Raw genomic sequence first — 15,443 nt, 5'->3', positions numbered from 1 at the left:
TGATCTCGTTCAACAGCGCAGAATGTTCGCTCACAACTGCCTTCTCGAAATGAATTAACGAATGGCCTCCGCGGTGTCAGGCGCACCGCGCCGCACTGCCAATACAATAAGTATGACCCCGACAATAAGCATCGGGATCGACAACAGCGCGCCCATGGTTAACCCGCCCCAGAGAAAACCAAGCTGGGGGTCTGGCTCGCGAAAATGCTCGCCGGTGATACGGGCGAGGCCATAGATCAGGATGAAGCTGCCGAGGATCAGGCCGGGCCGCTTCAAGGCGCCAAACCGGATCATCACCGCCAGCACGGTGAACAGCAAGATACCTTCGAGGCCTGCTTCATAGAGCTGGCTCGGATGGCGCGGCTCGGGCCCGCCGTTGGGGAAGATCACCGCCCAGGGCAGGCTGGGGTCGGCAGCCCGGCCCCACAATTCGCTGTTGATGAAGTTGGCGAGGCGGCCGAGGAACAGGCCGATCGGCCCGACCGCCGTGGTGATGTCGCCGAGCGACAGGATCGAGATGCCGTTGCGGCTGGCGAACCACATCACCGCAACGACGCAGCCGAGGAAGCCGCCGTGGAACGACATGCCGCCTTCCCACAATCTGAAGATCGCGGCAGGGTGCTCGATGAAGAAGGGCAAATTGTAGAACAGCACGTAGCCGGTGCGGCCGCCGAGAATAATGCCGAGCGTGACCCAGAGGATGAAGTCGTCCAGCTGGACCAGCGACATCGGTGCCGGTCCGCCCCAGAGCCGCTCCTTCTTGACCAGCGAGCGCGCGTAGAGCCAACCGATCACGATGCCGCCGATATAGGCGAGCGCATACCAGCGGATCGCAAACGGCCCGAGCGACAGGGCGATCGGATCGAAGGACGGGAAGTTGATCAGGAGAAGCGGCATCGCGCCTTAGGTTCTATAGCGTTTTCAAGCGAAGTGGATACCGGTTCGCGTCAAGAAAACGCGTCAAAATAAGAATCTAGAACCTATTCCGATCCCATCGGAATAGGTTCTAAACAAGATTGCGGCGGTAGAGCTCGAGCAGGCGCTCCCAGTGCCGCTCGGCTGCGTCGCGCTCGTAGACGGGACGCTTGGGGAAGGCGAAGCCGTGGTGGGTGCCGGGATAGATCTCGACCTCGGCATGCGCTCCCTTCATGCTCTCCTGCACCTTCGCGATCACCTCGGGCGGGGCGTAGATGTCGGTCTCGGCGCAGGCGAAATAGAGCTCGGCCTTGGTCTTCCTGGCGGCGAGATGCGGGCTGTTGTCTTCGTCGGTGGCCAGATGCGTGCCGTAGATCGACGCCGCGGCCTTCACCCGGTCGGGGAAATGCGTCGCGGCGTTGACGGCGTAGCGGCCGCTCATGCAATAGCCGACCGTGCCGACGATCCCTGTGTTCGCGGCCGCCTGGCCCTCGGCATAGGCGAGCAGCGCCTTGGTATCCTCCATGATCATGGGAATGTTGAGCGAGGCCATGAGCTGGAACATGCGCTTGCGTTCAGGCGAATTCGGGTCGGCCGGCAGCGGGCCGAGCTCCATCACGCCGGAGCGGTAATAGAGGTTCGGCAGCATCACGTAATAGCCCGACGTGCCGAGTCGGCGTGCCATGTCGCGCAACTCCTCGCGGATCGCCGGCGCATCCATGTAGAAGATGATGACCGGGAAGGGACCGCCGCGTTCCGGATGGGTGATGAAGGTGGTGGTCGATCCGTCCTTGGTCGCAATCTCGATCTGTTGGTCGATCATGTCGGTCTTTCGCCAATGATTATTGTCGTGTGATTCTTGTCATGCGGGGCTGACGAGTACGATTGCAAGGAAACCGGAGCATGACAAGGATACCGCGCGCCGGGGTGCTCGGCCCTTGAACCGTGGCTGCGGGATTGCCATTGTCTTGGTCAGGTTCAGTACGCGCAAAGGCTCCCGGAGATCGCCATGACCCAGACCAGCAACCGGTTTTTCGACGAGATCGGACGTCTCATGAACGATGCCGCCGGTGCAGCGCAGGGGGTGAAGCGCGAGTTCGACACGGTCATGCGCACCCAGGCTGAAAAATTCCTGCGCGACATGGACCTGGTCAAGCGCGAGGAGTTCGAGGCGGTCAAGGACATGGCCCGCCTTGCGCGCGAGGAGAACGAGGCGCTGAAGGTGCGCATTGCCGCGCTGGAGGCCAGGACCGCGGCGCCGCCGCCAAGTTCCTGAGGCGATCCACCCCGGCCTGAAAGCGGCCCAATCTCCTTGTCATTTCGGCACTTTGCGGCTAAAAGCCCGCCACGTCCGCGGCCCCCGCACCCCTGGAGGCTTGCTGCGGACAAGCCATGGGCCGCGCTGCGGCCCATTAACTTTTGCAAAAACAAGGACTTAACGTTATGGCGACCGTCAAGGAATTGAAGGCGACCGCACGTCCGCAGAGCGGCAAGGGGGCCGCCCGGGCAGAGCGTCGCGCCGGGAGAGTGCCCGGAGTGATCTATGGAAACAACCAGCCCCCGCTCACGATCTCGGTTGACGATCGTGAACTGCGCCAGCGCATCCTGGCCGGCCGGTTCCTGACCACCCTGTTCGACATCGACCTCGAGGGCAAGAAGCACCGCGTGATTCCGCGCGACTTCCACCTCGACCCGGTCAAGGACTTCCCGATCCATGTCGACTTCATGCGGCTCGGCGAAGGCGCCACCATCCGCATCAGCGTGCCCCTGCACGTCGTGAAGTCGGAAGCCTCGCCGGGCGTGAAGCGCGGCGGCACGGTCAACATCGTGGCGCATGCGGTCGAGCTCGAATGCTCGGTCGAGAGCATTCCGCAGTTCATCGACGTCGATGTCGGCCAGCTCGAAATCGGTCACTCGCTGCATCTGTCGGACGTCAACCTCCCCGCCGGCGTGAAGGCGCTGACCCGCGAGGACGCAACCCTCGTGACCATCGTGCCGCCCTCGGGCTACGCCGAAGAGCAGAAGGCGGCGGCTGCGGCTGCAGCCGGTGCGGCTGCTCCGGGCGCTGCGCCTGCGGCTGCTGCTCCGGCGGCTGGCGCTGCGGCGCCGGCAGCGGGTGCTGCGGCTCCGGCAGCGGGTGCGAAGGCGCCCGCCGGCGGCGACAAGAAGAAGTAATCTCTCAGTGCTGGCGCGCGGTCATTGATCGCGCGCCGAGCGAGGGGCGCGCCGCGTCATGCGACTCTTTGTTGGGCTCGGCAATCCCGGCGCGAAATACGCACGTAACCGGCACAATATCGGCTTCATGGCCGTCGAGGAGATTGCGCGGCGTCATGGTTTCGCACCATGGCGCCGTCGCTTTCAGGGCGAGACTTCGGAAGGCGCGCTCGGAGCTGAGCGCGTCATCCTGCTCAAACCCACGACCTACATGAACGAGTCCGGCCGCAGCGTTCAGGAAGCATCGAGCTTCTTCAAGATCGCGCCTGGCGACGTCACCGTGTTCCAGGACGAGCTCGAACTGCCGCCGGGCAAGGTGCGGGTGAAGATGGGCGGCGGGATCGCCGGACATAACGGCCTGCGCTCGATCTCGGCGCATATCGGCAACGAGTATCGCCGGGTGCGGCTCGGCATCGGTCATCCCGGCGTCAAGGAATTCGTGCACGCGCATGTGCTGTCGGATTTCGCCAAGGCCGACGACGAGTGGGTGAGGACGCTATGCGACGCCGTCGCCGAGCACGCCGGCCTGCTCGCCAAGGGCGCGGACGCGACCTTCGCCAACAAGGTGCATCTCGCCATGCAGGCGAAGGGATTTTTGACCAAGGACGACAACGGCAAAGAGTAGGGCTCGTCATTGCCCGACGCGTAGGGTGGGTTAGCCGAAGGCGTAACCCACCGGGTCACGACAAGGAAATTGGTGGGTTACGCTTCGCTAACCCACCCTACGATTGCACTGCCCTACGAGGACACGATGGGATTCAAATGCGGGATTGTCGGGTTGCCCAATGTCGGCAAGTCGACCTTGTTCAACGCGCTGACCGAGACGGCGGCCGCGCAGGCGGCGAACTATCCGTTCTGCACGATCGAGCCCAATGTCGGCGAGGTCGCCGTGCCCGATCCGCGGCTCGACAAGCTTTCGGCGATCGCCAAATCCGCGCAGATCATCCCGACGCGCCTGACCTTCGTCGACATCGCCGGTCTCGTGCGCGGCGCCTCCAAGGGCGAAGGCCTCGGCAACCAGTTTTTGGCCAACATCCGCGAGGTCGATGCCATCGCGCATGTCGTGCGCTGCTTTGAAGACTCCGACATCACCCATGTCGAAGGCAAGATCGCCCCGGTCGCCGACATCGAGACCATCGAGACCGAGCTGATGCTCGCCGACCTCGACAGCCTCGAGAAGCGCGTCGACAACCTCTCCAAGAAGGCCAAGGGTAACGACAAGGAGGCCAAGGAGCAGCTCGACCTCGTCAATCGCACGCTGGTTCTGCTCCGCGAGGGCAAGCCCGCGCGCCTCGTCGAACGCAAGGCGGAAGAGGAGCGCGCTTTCTCGATGCTGGGCCTGCTGTCGTCAAAACCCGTCCTCTACGTCTGCAATGTCGAGGAAGGTTCGGCGGCGACCGGCAATTCCTTCTCCAGGGCGGTCGAGGAGCAGGCGGCGAAGGAAGGCGCAGTTGCTGTCGCCATCTCCGCCAAGATCGAATCCGAGATCGCCACGCTGTCGCGCGAAGAGCGCGCCGACTTCCTGGAGACGCTGGGTCTGGAAGAGGCCGGCCTCGATCGCCTGATCCGCGCCGGCTACACGCTGCTCGATCTCATCACCTATTTCACGGTCGGCCCAAAAGAGGCGCGCGCCTGGACCATCCATCGCGGCACCAAGGCCCCGGCCGCGGCCGGTGTGATCCACACCGATTTCGAAAAGGGTTTTATCCGCGCCGAGACCATCGCCTATGACGACTACGTCGCGCTGGGCGGCGAAGCCGGCGCGCGCGATGCCGGGAAGCTGCGGCTGGAAGGCAAGGAATACGTCGTCGCCGACGGCGACGTGATGCATTTCCGGTTTAATACGTAAGAGCCACACATCGTCATCCGGGATGGTCCGAAGGACCAGACCCGGAATCTCGAGATTCCGGGTTCGATGCTTCGCATCGCCCCAGAATGACGAGCTAGCGCATCCCGCCGCCCTGGTCGCGGATCGCGCCGAGATGCTCGTTGATGCGGAACACGATCAGGATGAACTCCGCGATGATGCGCGAGAACACGATTCCCACCACGACGCTCGCGATCGAATAGAGCACCACGAGGAAGCCGGCGAACGGGCTGATCGCCATCGCAGCTAACCCTGAGAAGATGCCGGAGACGCCGAACAGGCAGATCAGCGCGATCACCAGCCAGTAGAAGGTCTTGATGATCGTCGGCGTGATGAAGCGGTCCCACTGAAACAGGTCGCTGAATGCAAACATTGATCTCCCCCGGCAATCGGGACGCGTCAAATCTGGCTCGGTCAAGCAGGCCCGACTCGTCGAATGTAGCACGAGCCATGCGGCCGGGCGGGTTGAGATTGCCGCAAAGTGCGGCCACAATCTGTCATTCCCACCGGCTTCCCCAAGATGACCCTGACATTCGAAGACTTTCCGCCCGGCCGGTTCGTCACGTTCGGCCCGCGCCATGTCACCCGCGACGAGATTCTGGCCTTCGCCGCCGAGTTCGATCCGCAGCCGATGCATCTGGATGACGAGGCGGCATCCAGGAGCATGCTCAAGGGCCTGTCCGGTTCGGGCTGGCATCTCTGCTCGCTGATGATGCGGATGATGGCTGATGGCTTCATCACCCGCGCCGCCTCGCTCGGCTCGCCCGGCGTCGACGAAGTGCGCTGGCTTTCTCCCTTGAGGCCCGGCGACGATCTCACGCTCGATGTCGACGTGCTGGAAGCGCGCACCTCCAAGAGCCGTCCCGAGCTCGGTATCGTCAAATTCAAATGCACCGCGCGCAACGCCAAGGGGCAGGTCCTGTGCGAGATGACCTCGCCGATCCTCATCAAGCGGCGCGGGGGAGCGGCCTGATGCGGTTCTTCGAGGACATTCAGATCGGCCAGCGCCGCGAGATCGGCTCGCACACCTTCACGGCCGAGGCGATCAAGACCTTTGCCGCAAAGTTCGATCCGCAGCGTTTCCACCTCGACGAGGAGGAGGGCCGCAAGTCGCTGTTCGGCGGGCTCGCCGCCTCCGGCTGGCACGTCGGCTCCGCCTGCATGCGGTTGCTGATCGAGGACGGCCGGCGCCTGACGCAGGAAGCTGTGGCGCGCGGCGACAAGCTCGCGGTGTGGGGCCCATCACCGGGCTTTCGCGACCTGCGCTGGATCCGCCCGGTGCTATCAGGCGACACCGTCAGCTTCGTCAGCGTCATCGTCGACAAGCGCACATCCGGCTCGCGTCCGGGCTGGGGCATTTTGCAGGCGACCACGACAGGCACCAACCAGCGCGGCGAAGAGGTCTATTCGATCACCGCGACCGCCTTCGTTCCGATGCGCGAGGCCGGCGGTTAGACCCGTTCCAAGATGAACGAACGAAATCGGTCGCAGGTGTTGCCCGCGCGCTATGGACGCGATTCACCATGGCTGCCATAAGCTGCGCCAAGGTTCACGGATCGGCTCAAAGCCTTCGCGGAACCTTTGATTTGCTAACCAATTATGAACTTGTCGCTGTCTATTTGAACGAAGTGGGTAGAGGACAGGGGACGAGGACCATGGCAGACCGCGGCGCACTCAAGCTGGTCGGATTCATCTTCGCTACCGCGACGCTGGCCGTGATGCTGGTCGCCGGCATGGTGGTGAAGGGCTATGCCGATGGCGCGTACACGCTCGAAGCCTCGACGGTTGCGGCCAGCCGCTAACGTTCCATTAACTTTGTGATCGATTGCGCCGACACGCCGCGTCAGCGGCTGTAGACGAACGCCAGCACCGCAATCGCGACCACCAGCAATCCGACAAAGCGGATCATGATCGTGCCGAACTGCGGCTGAGCAGCGCGCAGCGGTATCGGGTCCGTATTCTCGGGCCGGATGCTGTTCATCAAAACTGTCCCCTGGCGGGCGGCAATGAAAGCCGGTGCCTGTCCTTGGTCGCGGCGGGACGTGGGAAAGTTCAAATTGAAAAGGTCTGGGGGGCGCAAGGACACTAGCGCGTGCCGCACCCTCCGCTGTCATTCCCCGCGTAGGTGGGGAATCCAGTACGCCGCCGCCTATCCGTATCCTCGCGCTGCCTCTGGGATACTGGATCGCCCGCCTTCGCGGGCGATGACAGCTTCTTCATGGCTACCCAAGCAAAACCGCCGCGCCCCCTCGGGAACGCGGCGGCTCAAGAGACGTGTTAGCGATCAGCTATTGCGCAGGCCGTCGGCGGCGCGCTTCCACTGCGCGACGTTGTCGGCGATCATGCGGGTCGACTTCATCGCGGCCTGGCTGAGCTGGGCGTAGCCGGAGATTTCGCGCTGGACGCGCTGGCCTTCGGCATGCAGCAGGTCGCGCAGGCTCTCGAGCTCGGAGATCAGGTTCTCGATCTCGGCGAGCGAGGTGCCGGCGACGCGCTGGATCAGCGAGTTGACGTTGGTGACGGTGGCTTCCGCATTCGCATCGAGCGCGGGCTCGCTGCCCGCCGCCGGCCGGCGCAGATAGGCGATGTCGTTGCGCACGAAATCGCGGATGCCGGCTTCGACTTCCGACACCGCGGCGAGATTGCTATCGACCGCCTCGGTCTCGGTGGTTTCGACTTTTTCCGAACGAATTGCGTTCATCGTTGTTCCCCTGTTCGCTTGCGCGAGTGTCCCCCGCACGACGATGTGTGTGGGGGCATCAGGGCGTCCGATTTTGACGGCATAGGGGCCGAGATGCGGCAAGGATCGACCATTCGGCGGCTTTGCCGTGGCGTTTTTGCGCGGATTTTATCGATCAGGTCAGAAGAGGCTCACCAGCTCTTCTTGAAGCCCGCGGTCAGGCTCTTGCTGGTCGCACCCTGCGCGGTCTCGCCGACGGAACCGGAGATAGTGACGCCGTCATATAGCTTCTGCTCGGCGCCGAACTTGCGCAGCCATTTGTCGTCCGACGACGACATGGTCTGGCCGGCCGTGAAGCTTGTGCCGGTGTCGGTGATCGTGACCTTGGCCGACTGGTCGGTCTCGTAGCTGCGCGTGATGTGGCCGGCGATGCCGGGGATCGGCGTCGTGCCCTGCTGGTTCACGCTGTAGCCGTTCTGCAGCGTGAGCGCGTAGTCGCCCGACAGCGGCACCGCCTTTGTGAGGGAGGCGCCGAGCTTGCTGTTCTCCGCGCCGGGATCGACGCGCGCCTCGACCGCGGTCTTGTCCCAGATCGCGCCAGCGCCCGGCGCGGTGGCGGCCGCCCAGGCGCTGCCGGAGGAGGTCGGCACGCTGCCGCCATTGGCGGCCTTCTGGGCCAGGAGCTCGGACATCGTGGTCGGCTCGCGCGCGACCGTCATGTCGGCGCCGATCCGCGCGTCCCAGAACGGGGTAATCGACTGCTTGACGTTGACGGCGGAGGAGCCGTTGGCATTGGCATTCGACGACCAGTTCAGCCCGTCATTGCCGGCGGCCTGCCTGGCGGCACGCTTCTTCGCGGCGATCTCGTCACGGAGCGTAGAGGCGTCGGTACCGAGCTGGGCCCAGTCGAGCTTGTCGACGTCGATGTCCTTGAGCACGTCGGGATCGTTGATGTTGGCCGCGGGCGCTTCCTCGGCCTCGTCAGCCTCTTCCGCTGATGCATTCGGCATGGTCGGCACGGTCTGCGCTGATACCGTTAGCACCGAGCCAAAGATGAACGCAGCCGCCAGCATCGGCAGCCTGGCCCAGCCAAATCCTGTCGTGAGATGCATCGTCCTGCCCGCAGCCAATTCCGTGGTGAAGATGCGGAGCCATCGTTGCGAAATTGTGGCGGCGCGCATCACCGCGACGTCACGTCAAAATGCGAACCAGCGGGCCGCGCGGATGGCGCGCGCGCCCGACGGCTTCGTCCTCCCGAAGAGCGATCCGGCGGGGCTGGAGGCCAGGATGCTTCGCGGGGGCGCGGCCGTCGGTCCCGAAGGGCGGGACCCGTTGGCGTCCCTCACCCCGCCGCGGTCATCTTCGGCAGATGAATGGAGCGGCCGAGCGCCTGCTCGACCAGGTCGAAGGTGTCGATCAGCACGCGCATGTTGGTCAGGCGGCCCGCCCTGAACTGGGCGAACTGCGCCACGCGCAGCGAGATCGGCTTGTCGGAATCCAGCGCGGTGAGCGAATAGCGCAGCATCGAGGCCGCCGAATCCACCCCGAGCATGATGCTCTCGCGGTCGAAGCGGCGGACCTGGAAATTGTCGGCGATCTGGCGGATCACCTCCAGCACCGCGCTCTTGCCCGCGCGTGCCCCGAGGAAGGGAAACATGTCGATCGGACCGTAGAGCGCCCAGTCGACGTCCTCGTCGATCAGGCTCTCGATATCCTCGAACTGCCGGTCGTTGATCGCGTGGTGCAAAGCGCGCGAGAAACGCCAGAGGCTGTGCTCTGTCATTTGGGTCGTCCCTGGAACTGGCTGGCTCAAAAAACGAGAACAACCCCATGCACAGTAGGCGCCGCGGGGTCGTTCAATTCATTTGTACGCAAACAAATAGGCCGATTTCGGCAAAGTGCAATTCACAATTTTGCAATGCACAATTGATGCGGAACTTGTGAAATCGCCAACAAAGTCCCGTGATTCTACCTGTCGGCGAGACCGGCAGGGCCCCGTTCGATCGGGATCGCCTGGTCGCGGACCGCAAGGTAGCCGAACAGCAGCGCGCCGCTGATCCCGCCGATCGCAGCGCCGAGCGGCATGAAGGTGAAGAACACCAGCATGCCGCTATAGCCTTCAAAATTCGTGGTTTTGAAGAATTCGACCCAGGCGAGCCCGAAGCCGACGCCCAGGGCCGCACCGGCCAGGGTTCCCAGGAACAAGCCCAAAACGGCTAGCAACGCGACCTTCATCGACCCGACTTCGCCCCTTTGGGCGCACAACACGCCCGGTGATGGGTCTTGGAAGGGAGTAGGAAGGTTCAACGCCCCCTACGCCCCCTCGACGCTTTCGCCGAGGATCAGCGGGCCGATCTCGCGCTCTAGCACCTGCTGCACCAGATCGTAGGAATCGATGATCTCGCGGATCTGCGCGACCTGGCCGTCGCGAAAAGTGTAGAACACCGCCATGTCGACGGCGACGATGCGGCCGTTGCGACGCTTGCGGAAGAAGGTGCGCAAATTCGTCGCGACCGTGTCGCCCTCGGCGACGATCTGCGGCACCTCGTAGCGGATCTCGGAATAGCGCGACTGCACCAGCGTCCACAACTGACGCATCTCCTCCTTGCCGTGACGCGGTCCCAGATGCGGCAGCACGTCGACCGGCGCATGGGTGAGGAAGTCGACATCGTCCGTGCAGAACGACAGGGTGCGTTCGATATCCCCGGCGCTGAACGCCTCGAGCAGGGCCAGCACGCGCTGGCGATTCAAGCTGTCGACCGTCATTCCGTGCCCACCCTCATCGGCTGTCCGCATCAACGCGTTGCAATCCGCAAAACCACAGAGGGATTGCAGACGGTTTGACGCGGGCCGGCAATGCCAGGTTCATGGCGCACGATGGCGACGAATGCCTGCCCGGGTTCGCGGGCCGCGCGGCAGCCAGGTGGCGTGAAAAGCACACACCGGCTGGCGCGATGCGCGGGATCGAAGCGGCCGGCTTCCGCGATCATGATGCCCGTGCTAGCGAGACGCTGCGGCGATCGGCCGCGTAGTCCCAACCGATGGAGGGCGTCATGCGCAGAGTTCGCGATCTCGAAAACCTCCCCAGCTTTCAGCGTCACGCGTAAGCGGCGGAATTCTTTCCCCTCGGAAACCCATGTGAAGCGCGCGGGCAAACGCGGCGTGCGCGTCGTCCATGGCGACGTCGAGCTGTTCGAAAAACTCGGCCGCAACGACCTCTGCCCCTGCGGCTCGGCGCGCAGGTTTCAAAGCCTGCTGCATGACGTCAGGCGCCTATGACGGCACCAACCGGAATTACTACTTTCAGGGAGTAGCCGCCGGCAGGGGGTGATTTCCCTCCAAAACCGTCATTCCGGGGCGCGCGATAGCGCGAGCCCGGAATCCATCGCGCCCCTCATTCCCAAGGCGGAAGCAGGGGCGTGACACACCTCACATCGCCCCTCGCAGGCCACGGCTACCTTCATACGCACGTCATCAGGGAGCCGTGCCATGACCGCCGCCGTCATCAGGAAGTCCCGCCTGCAAAACCTCGTCGAAGGTTTTGCGCTGACCGCGATCTTCCAGAGCTTTCCGAGTTTTGCCGCTGCCTCCCTGCTGCTCAAGCTCGCCGGCAATCACGACCTCGTCGGCGACCCCGGCGTCGCCATCTTCGTCATCTCAGCCTCGCTCTGCCACGCAGCTCTCGCCTCGACGCTCGGCGCAAAATTTCCGTCGCTCTGCAAGACCGTCTACGAGCCGATCTTCTTCGACGGCCGCCTGTCGCTGTCAGACAAGATCACGGAATGGCGTACCCAGCCGGTCGCCTCGCTGCAGCTTGTGACCATCGTGATGATGATGTCGGTGCTCGCGGTGGTGTTCGCGAGCATGGGGTGAAAGCGGGCGCTGCGCTCCTTACCTCTTCTTCCACCCACCCCGTCGTCCCGGCGCGCCACCCGTCGACTTCGGCGCCGGCCCGAACTCCGGCCCCGATTGCCTTGAGTCCGTCGGCTGGATGATCCGGCTGGTGCTGCCGAACGGTTTTGCCGGCAGCGCACGCTCCGCACGATAGGGCAGCGACTCCGGGCCGTGCATTTCGTCGAGATGCGGCTTGTGCACTTTTGAGCCGCTGCCGCCGCTCGCTTTCAGTGCTGAGCCGACGGTCTTCTTCTTCATCGCGCTGACGGGAAGATTCGCGGCGTCGCCGTATTTCTTCGTGCCGGCGTAGGCGCCGGCCTTGCCCTGCACGGTGCGCTGCTTTGCGGTGGGGTCGTCGACCACGGCGAGTTCGGTGGCGCGCAGGCGCTTGACTTCGTCGCGCAGACGTGCGGCTTCCTCGAAATTGAGGTCGGCGGCGGCTTCGCGCATCCTTGTTTCGAGATCGGCGAGCACGGCTTCAAAATTGTGGCCGATCGAGATGACGTCGTCGGTCATGTCGTGACCGCCGACCTCGACCAGCACGTGGTCGCGCTCGTAGACGGAGTTGAGGATGTCGCCGATCTGCTTCTTCACGCTCTCCGGCGTGATGCCGTTGGCGGTGTTGTACTCGACCTGCTTCTCGCGGCGGCGGTTGGTTTCGGCGATGGCGCGCTCCATCGATCCCGTGACCTGGTCGGCATAAAGGATCACCTTGCCGTCGACGTTGCGCGCGGCGCGGCCGATGGTCTGGATCAGCGAGGTCTCGCTGCGCAAAAAACCTTCCTTGTCGGCGTCGAGGATAGCGACCAGCGCGCATTCGGGAATGTCGAGGCCTTCGCGCAAGAGGTTGATGCCGACCAGCGCATCGAAGGCGCCGAGGCGCAAGTCGCGGATAATCTCGATGCGCTCGATGGTGTCGATATCGCTGTGCATGTAGCGCACGCGAATGCCCTGCTCGTGCAGATATTCGGTGAGGTCCTCGGCCATGCGCTTGGTCAGCACGGTGATCAGCGAACGATAGCCGGCGTTCGCGGTGGCGCGGACTTCGCCGACGAGATCGTCGACCTGGGTGCGGGCCGGGCGGATGTCGACGGGCGGATCGATCAAGCCGGTCGGGCGGATGACCTGCTCGACGAACACGCCGCCGCTCTCGTTCAGCTCCCAGCCGCTCGGCGTCGCCGACACCGCGACCGTCTGCGGCCGCATCATGTCCCACTCCTCGAAACGCAAGGGACGGTTGTCCATGCAGGACGGCAGGCGGAAACCATATTCGGCCAGCGTCGCCTTGCGGCGGAAGTCGCCGCGGAACATGGCGCCGATCTGCGGAATGGTGACGTGGCTTTCGTCGGCGAAGATCAGCGCGTTGTCGGGCACGTATTCGAACAGCGTCGGCGGGGGCTCGCCGGGGCGGCGGCCCGTCAGGTAGCGCGAATAGTTCTCGATGCCGGCGCAGCTTCCGGTCGCCTCCATCATCTCGAGGTCGAAGGTGGTGCGCTGCTCCAGCCGCTGCGCCTCCAGCAGGCGCCCCTGGTCGTGGAGCTGGTCGAGCCGCTGCTTCAACTCTGATTTGATCGACTTGATCGCCTGCACCAGCGTCGGGCGCGGCGTCACATAGTGCGAGTTGGCGTAGATCTTGATGAATTCGAGCTCGTCCTGCTTGTGGCCGGTGAGCGGATCGAACTCCTCGATATTCTCGACGGTGTCGCCAAACAGGTTCACGCGCCAGGCGCGGTCCTCATAGTGCGCCGGGAAGATGTCGATGACGTCGCCCCTGACACGGAAGGTGCCGCGGGTAAAATCGGCCTGGGTGCGCTTGTACTGGAGGGCGACGAGGTCGGCGATGAGCTGGCGCTGGTCGATGCGCTCGCCCTTCTTCAGCGCAAAGGTCATCGCGGTGTAGGTCTCGACCGAGCCGATACCGTAGATGCAGGACACCGAGGCGACGATGATGACGTCGTCGCGCTCGAGCAGCGCGCGCGTCGCCGAATGGCGCATGCGGTCGATCTGCTCGTTGATGGAAGAGTCCTTCTCGATATAGGTGTCGGTGCGCGGAACGTAGGCTTCCGGCTGGTAGTAATCGTAATACGAGACGAAATACTCGACCGCGTTGTCGGGGAAAAAACTCTTGAACTCGCCGTAGAGCTGGGCGGCGAGGGTCTTGTTTGGCGCCAGGATCAGGGCAGGGCGCTGCGTCGCCTCGATCACTTTTGCCATGGTGTAGGTTTTGCCGGAGCCGGTGACCCCTAACAGCACCTGCGAACGGTCGTTACGCTCGATGCCTTCGACGAGCTCGGCGATCGCGGTGGGCTGGTCGCCCTTGGGCTCATAGGCCGACTTGATCTCGAAGCGCACGCCGCCTTCGGACTTTTCCGGGCGCGGCGGCCGGTGCGGCGTCCACACCCGCATCGAACCGTCATCCTTGCGGAACTCGGGGCGGCCTTCGCGGATCAGCGCCTCCAGCGCGTCCGCAGTCGCCCTGACGCCGAGCGCTTCCATCTTGCTGCGCGGGGGGCGGGCAAGCGCGTCCGCATCGTCCTCCTCGGTCGGCAGGCCCAGTTGCTTTGCCAGTTCCGGGTCGAGGAACGGGATCGTGGCCGACGTGCCGTAATTCGCCTGCGGCGCCTCGTCGAGGCCCGCGGGACGGTCGGAAGGAAATTCCTTCGGCGTCGAGGCCCGCGCGCGATGCGCCGCGGCCTCGCCGCCCGCGCGGCGGTCGCGCGAATTGTCGGGCGGCGGCTGCAACCCCGTGGACGAGCCGATGCCGCTCTCGCCGCGATTGATCGCGGGATTGAGGAGCTCGGCCAGTGCCGGCGCGATCGGCTGCACATCGGGTCGATGTGCCTTGGATCTGGGGGATTTTCCGGATTTTGCGGGGGGAGCAGGTTTCTTCGCCATGGCCGGAATATGGGACGAGTCCGGCCCGCAGGAAAGGGCGAATGCCCTGTCACAGCGAGGCTGCTGACAGCAGGTTGGCAGCAGCAAGCGCGGGGTTGGTTGAGGTGGTCATCACACGGGCTGACACCCTCCCCCTCCAGGGGAGGGTGGGCGCTTGTCGCACCAGCTCAACCTAATCTCATCACGCATCACCTATGCGTCCGCGCCGATCGTCTGCGAGATCAGCTTCGGCGCTTCCGACCAGGCGGTGAAGTCGACGCCGAATTGCAGGGTCTTCATGTGAAGCTCGTCGCGGCACACCCTGATATGCTCGGCGTTCTCCGTGATCAAGAGCGTATTGCGGAGGGTGCCGTGGACCTTGGCGCGCTCGAGTGCCATCTTGAACACGATGGCGGCGGGCTTGCGCTGTCCGGCATGGGTCGACAGCGTCACGCGTTCGTCGACCGGCTCGAAGAAGCGCCGCAGGTGGGTCTTGTCCAGCTCCCGGAGATAGTCGGCGAATGCCGCTGCAATGGCCTCCGGAGTCCGCGGTTCCGGCATCGTGAAATCAGAGACCAGACACATGACCAGCGGCTTGTGGTCCGCCGTCTCCAGGGTTTTGAGGACACCAAGGGCGTCCTCGACCCCGGGAAACGGCGCTGGAGGCGTCTTGTGGGTGTCGATCAGCGTGTCTCCGAGGTCAAGCAGCAGAGCCTTGATCATCGTCGTGCCTCGCCTGCGCCCCATGTGCGCTTCCGCGTTACGCCGCCGGCTGCGGTCCGTCGTCCGGCGCGCGTGCTTCGGCGGGCTCGAGGATGTCGAGATGGATCCCGCCGCATGCGGTGCAGCGCATGGTCCAGTACTCGCAGCCGGCGCGGCCGCCGATCACGCGCAGCACGGTGAGCTCGCCCGTGCAGTCCGGACATCCCGCCAGCACCGACCGGGCCAGCGGTCGGGCCACCGGTTGAGCCTCTTCGAATTCGATGTACGCCATGACTG

21 protein-coding genes are annotated in these 15,443 nt (G+C 64.3%); 9 read left to right on the top strand and 12 right to left on the bottom strand.

The window, feature by feature from the left end; genetic code table 11:
• Positions 1-54: 54 nt before the first annotated feature.
• Positions 55-897 carry a prolipoprotein diacylglyceryl transferase gene (gene lgt / locus KUF59_RS36625; RefSeq protein WP_212462298.1) on the bottom strand — a complete coding sequence of 281 codons (843 nt, stop codon included), beginning with the start codon at positions 895-897 and terminating at the stop codon, positions 55-57.
• Positions 898-1,006: 109 nt separating this feature from the next.
• Positions 1,007-1,738 (bottom strand): dienelactone hydrolase family protein, encoded by a 732-nt coding sequence (locus tag KUF59_RS36620; protein ID WP_212462297.1) that lies wholly within the window; start codon positions 1,736-1,738, stop codon positions 1,007-1,009.
• 186 nt (positions 1,739-1,924) lie between these two features.
• Between KUF59_RS36620 and KUF59_RS36615 the strand changes: the two genes are divergently transcribed.
• From KUF59_RS36615 to ychF, 4 genes are all read left to right on the top strand, one after another.
• Positions 1,925-2,191 carry an accessory factor UbiK family protein gene (locus KUF59_RS36615; RefSeq protein ID WP_212462296.1) on the top strand — a complete coding sequence of 89 codons (267 nt, stop codon included), beginning with the start codon at positions 1,925-1,927 and terminating at the stop codon, positions 2,189-2,191.
• A 167-nt stretch (positions 2,192-2,358) separates the two neighbouring features.
• On the top strand, positions 2,359-3,090 hold the full coding sequence (locus KUF59_RS36610) for a 50S ribosomal protein L25/general stress protein Ctc (RefSeq protein WP_212462295.1): 732 nt from the start codon (positions 2,359-2,361) through the stop codon (positions 3,088-3,090).
• A 58-nt stretch (positions 3,091-3,148) separates the two neighbouring features.
• Positions 3,149-3,754, top strand: a complete 606-nt coding sequence (gene pth, locus KUF59_RS36605) for an aminoacyl-tRNA hydrolase (RefSeq protein ID WP_212462294.1) — start codon at positions 3,149-3,151, stop codon at positions 3,752-3,754.
• A gap of 126 nt (positions 3,755-3,880) precedes the next feature.
• Complete coding sequence (gene ychF / locus KUF59_RS36600) at positions 3,881-4,978, top strand: redox-regulated ATPase YchF (RefSeq protein WP_212462293.1); 1,098 nt, start codon at positions 3,881-3,883, stop codon at positions 4,976-4,978.
• Positions 4,979-5,072: 94 nt separating this feature from the next.
• On the opposite strand, the gene KUF59_RS36595 is transcribed toward ychF, so the two are convergent.
• Complete coding sequence (locus KUF59_RS36595; protein ID WP_212462292.1) at positions 5,073-5,369, bottom strand: DUF4282 domain-containing protein; 297 nt, start codon at positions 5,367-5,369, stop codon at positions 5,073-5,075.
• A 147-nt stretch (positions 5,370-5,516) separates the two neighbouring features.
• Between KUF59_RS36595 and KUF59_RS36590 the strand changes: the two genes are divergently transcribed.
• From KUF59_RS36590 to KUF59_RS36580, 3 genes are all read left to right on the top strand, one after another.
• On the top strand, positions 5,517-5,969 hold the full coding sequence (locus KUF59_RS36590) for a MaoC family dehydratase (RefSeq protein WP_212462291.1): 453 nt from the start codon (positions 5,517-5,519) through the stop codon (positions 5,967-5,969).
• Positions 5,969-6,451, top strand: a complete 483-nt coding sequence (locus KUF59_RS36585) for a MaoC family dehydratase (RefSeq protein WP_212462290.1) — start codon at positions 5,969-5,971, stop codon at positions 6,449-6,451. Before KUF59_RS36590 ends, KUF59_RS36585 begins: the two co-directional genes overlap by 1 nt.
• Before the next feature lie 200 nt (positions 6,452-6,651).
• On the top strand, positions 6,652-6,798 hold the full coding sequence (locus KUF59_RS36580) for a hypothetical protein (RefSeq protein WP_212462289.1): 147 nt from the start codon (positions 6,652-6,654) through the stop codon (positions 6,796-6,798).
• Between the two features lie 41 nt (positions 6,799-6,839).
• On the opposite strand, the gene KUF59_RS36575 is transcribed toward KUF59_RS36580, so the two are convergent.
• The 6 genes from KUF59_RS36575 to KUF59_RS36550 all read right to left on the bottom strand — a co-directional run bounded on the left by KUF59_RS36575 (position 6,840) and on the right by KUF59_RS36550 (position 10,442).
• Complete coding sequence (locus tag KUF59_RS36575) at positions 6,840-6,977, bottom strand: hypothetical protein (RefSeq protein WP_212462288.1); 138 nt, start codon at positions 6,975-6,977, stop codon at positions 6,840-6,842.
• 303 nt (positions 6,978-7,280) lie between these two features.
• Complete coding sequence (locus KUF59_RS36570) at positions 7,281-7,697, bottom strand: hypothetical protein (protein WP_212462287.1); 417 nt, start codon at positions 7,695-7,697, stop codon at positions 7,281-7,283.
• A 170-nt stretch (positions 7,698-7,867) separates the two neighbouring features.
• The gene (locus KUF59_RS36565) at positions 7,868-8,788 is read right to left on the bottom strand and encodes a hypothetical protein (protein ID WP_212462286.1); all 921 of its coding nucleotides are present in this window, start codon (positions 8,786-8,788) and stop codon (positions 7,868-7,870) included.
• A 230-nt stretch (positions 8,789-9,018) separates the two neighbouring features.
• Entirely contained in the window at positions 9,019-9,459 is a 441-nt protein-coding gene (locus tag KUF59_RS36560) for a nuclear transport factor 2 family protein (protein WP_212462285.1), read from the bottom strand.
• A 185-nt stretch (positions 9,460-9,644) separates the two neighbouring features.
• Positions 9,645-9,911 (bottom strand): hypothetical protein, encoded by a 267-nt coding sequence (locus tag KUF59_RS36555; protein WP_258767849.1) that lies wholly within the window; start codon positions 9,909-9,911, stop codon positions 9,645-9,647.
• A 78-nt stretch (positions 9,912-9,989) separates the two neighbouring features.
• Entirely contained in the window at positions 9,990-10,442 is a 453-nt protein-coding gene (locus KUF59_RS36550) for a nuclear transport factor 2 family protein (protein WP_258767848.1), read from the bottom strand.
• Positions 10,443-10,814: 372 nt separating this feature from the next.
• Here KUF59_RS36550 and KUF59_RS36545 point away from each other — a divergent pair, with 372 nt between their 5' ends.
• Both KUF59_RS36545 and KUF59_RS36540 read left to right on the top strand, forming a co-directional pair.
• Entirely contained in the window at positions 10,815-10,955 is a 141-nt protein-coding gene (locus tag KUF59_RS36545; RefSeq protein ID WP_258767847.1) for an SEC-C metal-binding domain-containing protein, read from the top strand.
• 210 nt (positions 10,956-11,165) lie between these two features.
• Positions 11,166-11,549 carry a hypothetical protein gene (locus KUF59_RS36540; RefSeq protein ID WP_258767846.1) on the top strand — a complete coding sequence of 128 codons (384 nt, stop codon included), beginning with the start codon at positions 11,166-11,168 and terminating at the stop codon, positions 11,547-11,549.
• Between the two features lie 18 nt (positions 11,550-11,567).
• Here the strand turns inward: KUF59_RS36540 and uvrB are convergent, their stop codons facing one another.
• The 3 genes from uvrB to KUF59_RS36525 all read right to left on the bottom strand — a co-directional run bounded on the left by uvrB (position 11,568) and on the right by KUF59_RS36525 (position 15,438).
• Positions 11,568-14,465 carry an excinuclease ABC subunit UvrB gene (uvrB, locus tag KUF59_RS36535; RefSeq protein ID WP_258767845.1) on the bottom strand — a complete coding sequence of 966 codons (2,898 nt, stop codon included), beginning with the start codon at positions 14,463-14,465 and terminating at the stop codon, positions 11,568-11,570.
• Positions 14,466-14,657: 192 nt separating this feature from the next.
• Entirely contained in the window at positions 14,658-15,191 is a 534-nt protein-coding gene (locus KUF59_RS36530; protein ID WP_258767844.1) for an HAD family hydrolase, read from the bottom strand.
• 13 nt (positions 15,192-15,204) lie between these two features.
• Positions 15,205-15,438: a hypothetical protein gene (locus KUF59_RS36525; protein ID WP_258767842.1), complete on the bottom strand. Its 234-nt coding sequence runs from the start codon at positions 15,436-15,438 to the stop codon at positions 15,205-15,207.
• Between the last annotated feature and the right edge of the window lie 5 nt (positions 15,439-15,443).

It is taken from the genome of Bradyrhizobium arachidis, from assembly GCF_024758505.1.
Taxonomy (GTDB): Bacteria; Pseudomonadota; Alphaproteobacteria; order Rhizobiales; family Xanthobacteraceae; genus Bradyrhizobium; species Bradyrhizobium manausense_C.
This window is presented reverse-complemented; position numbering and strand designations above follow the sequence as displayed.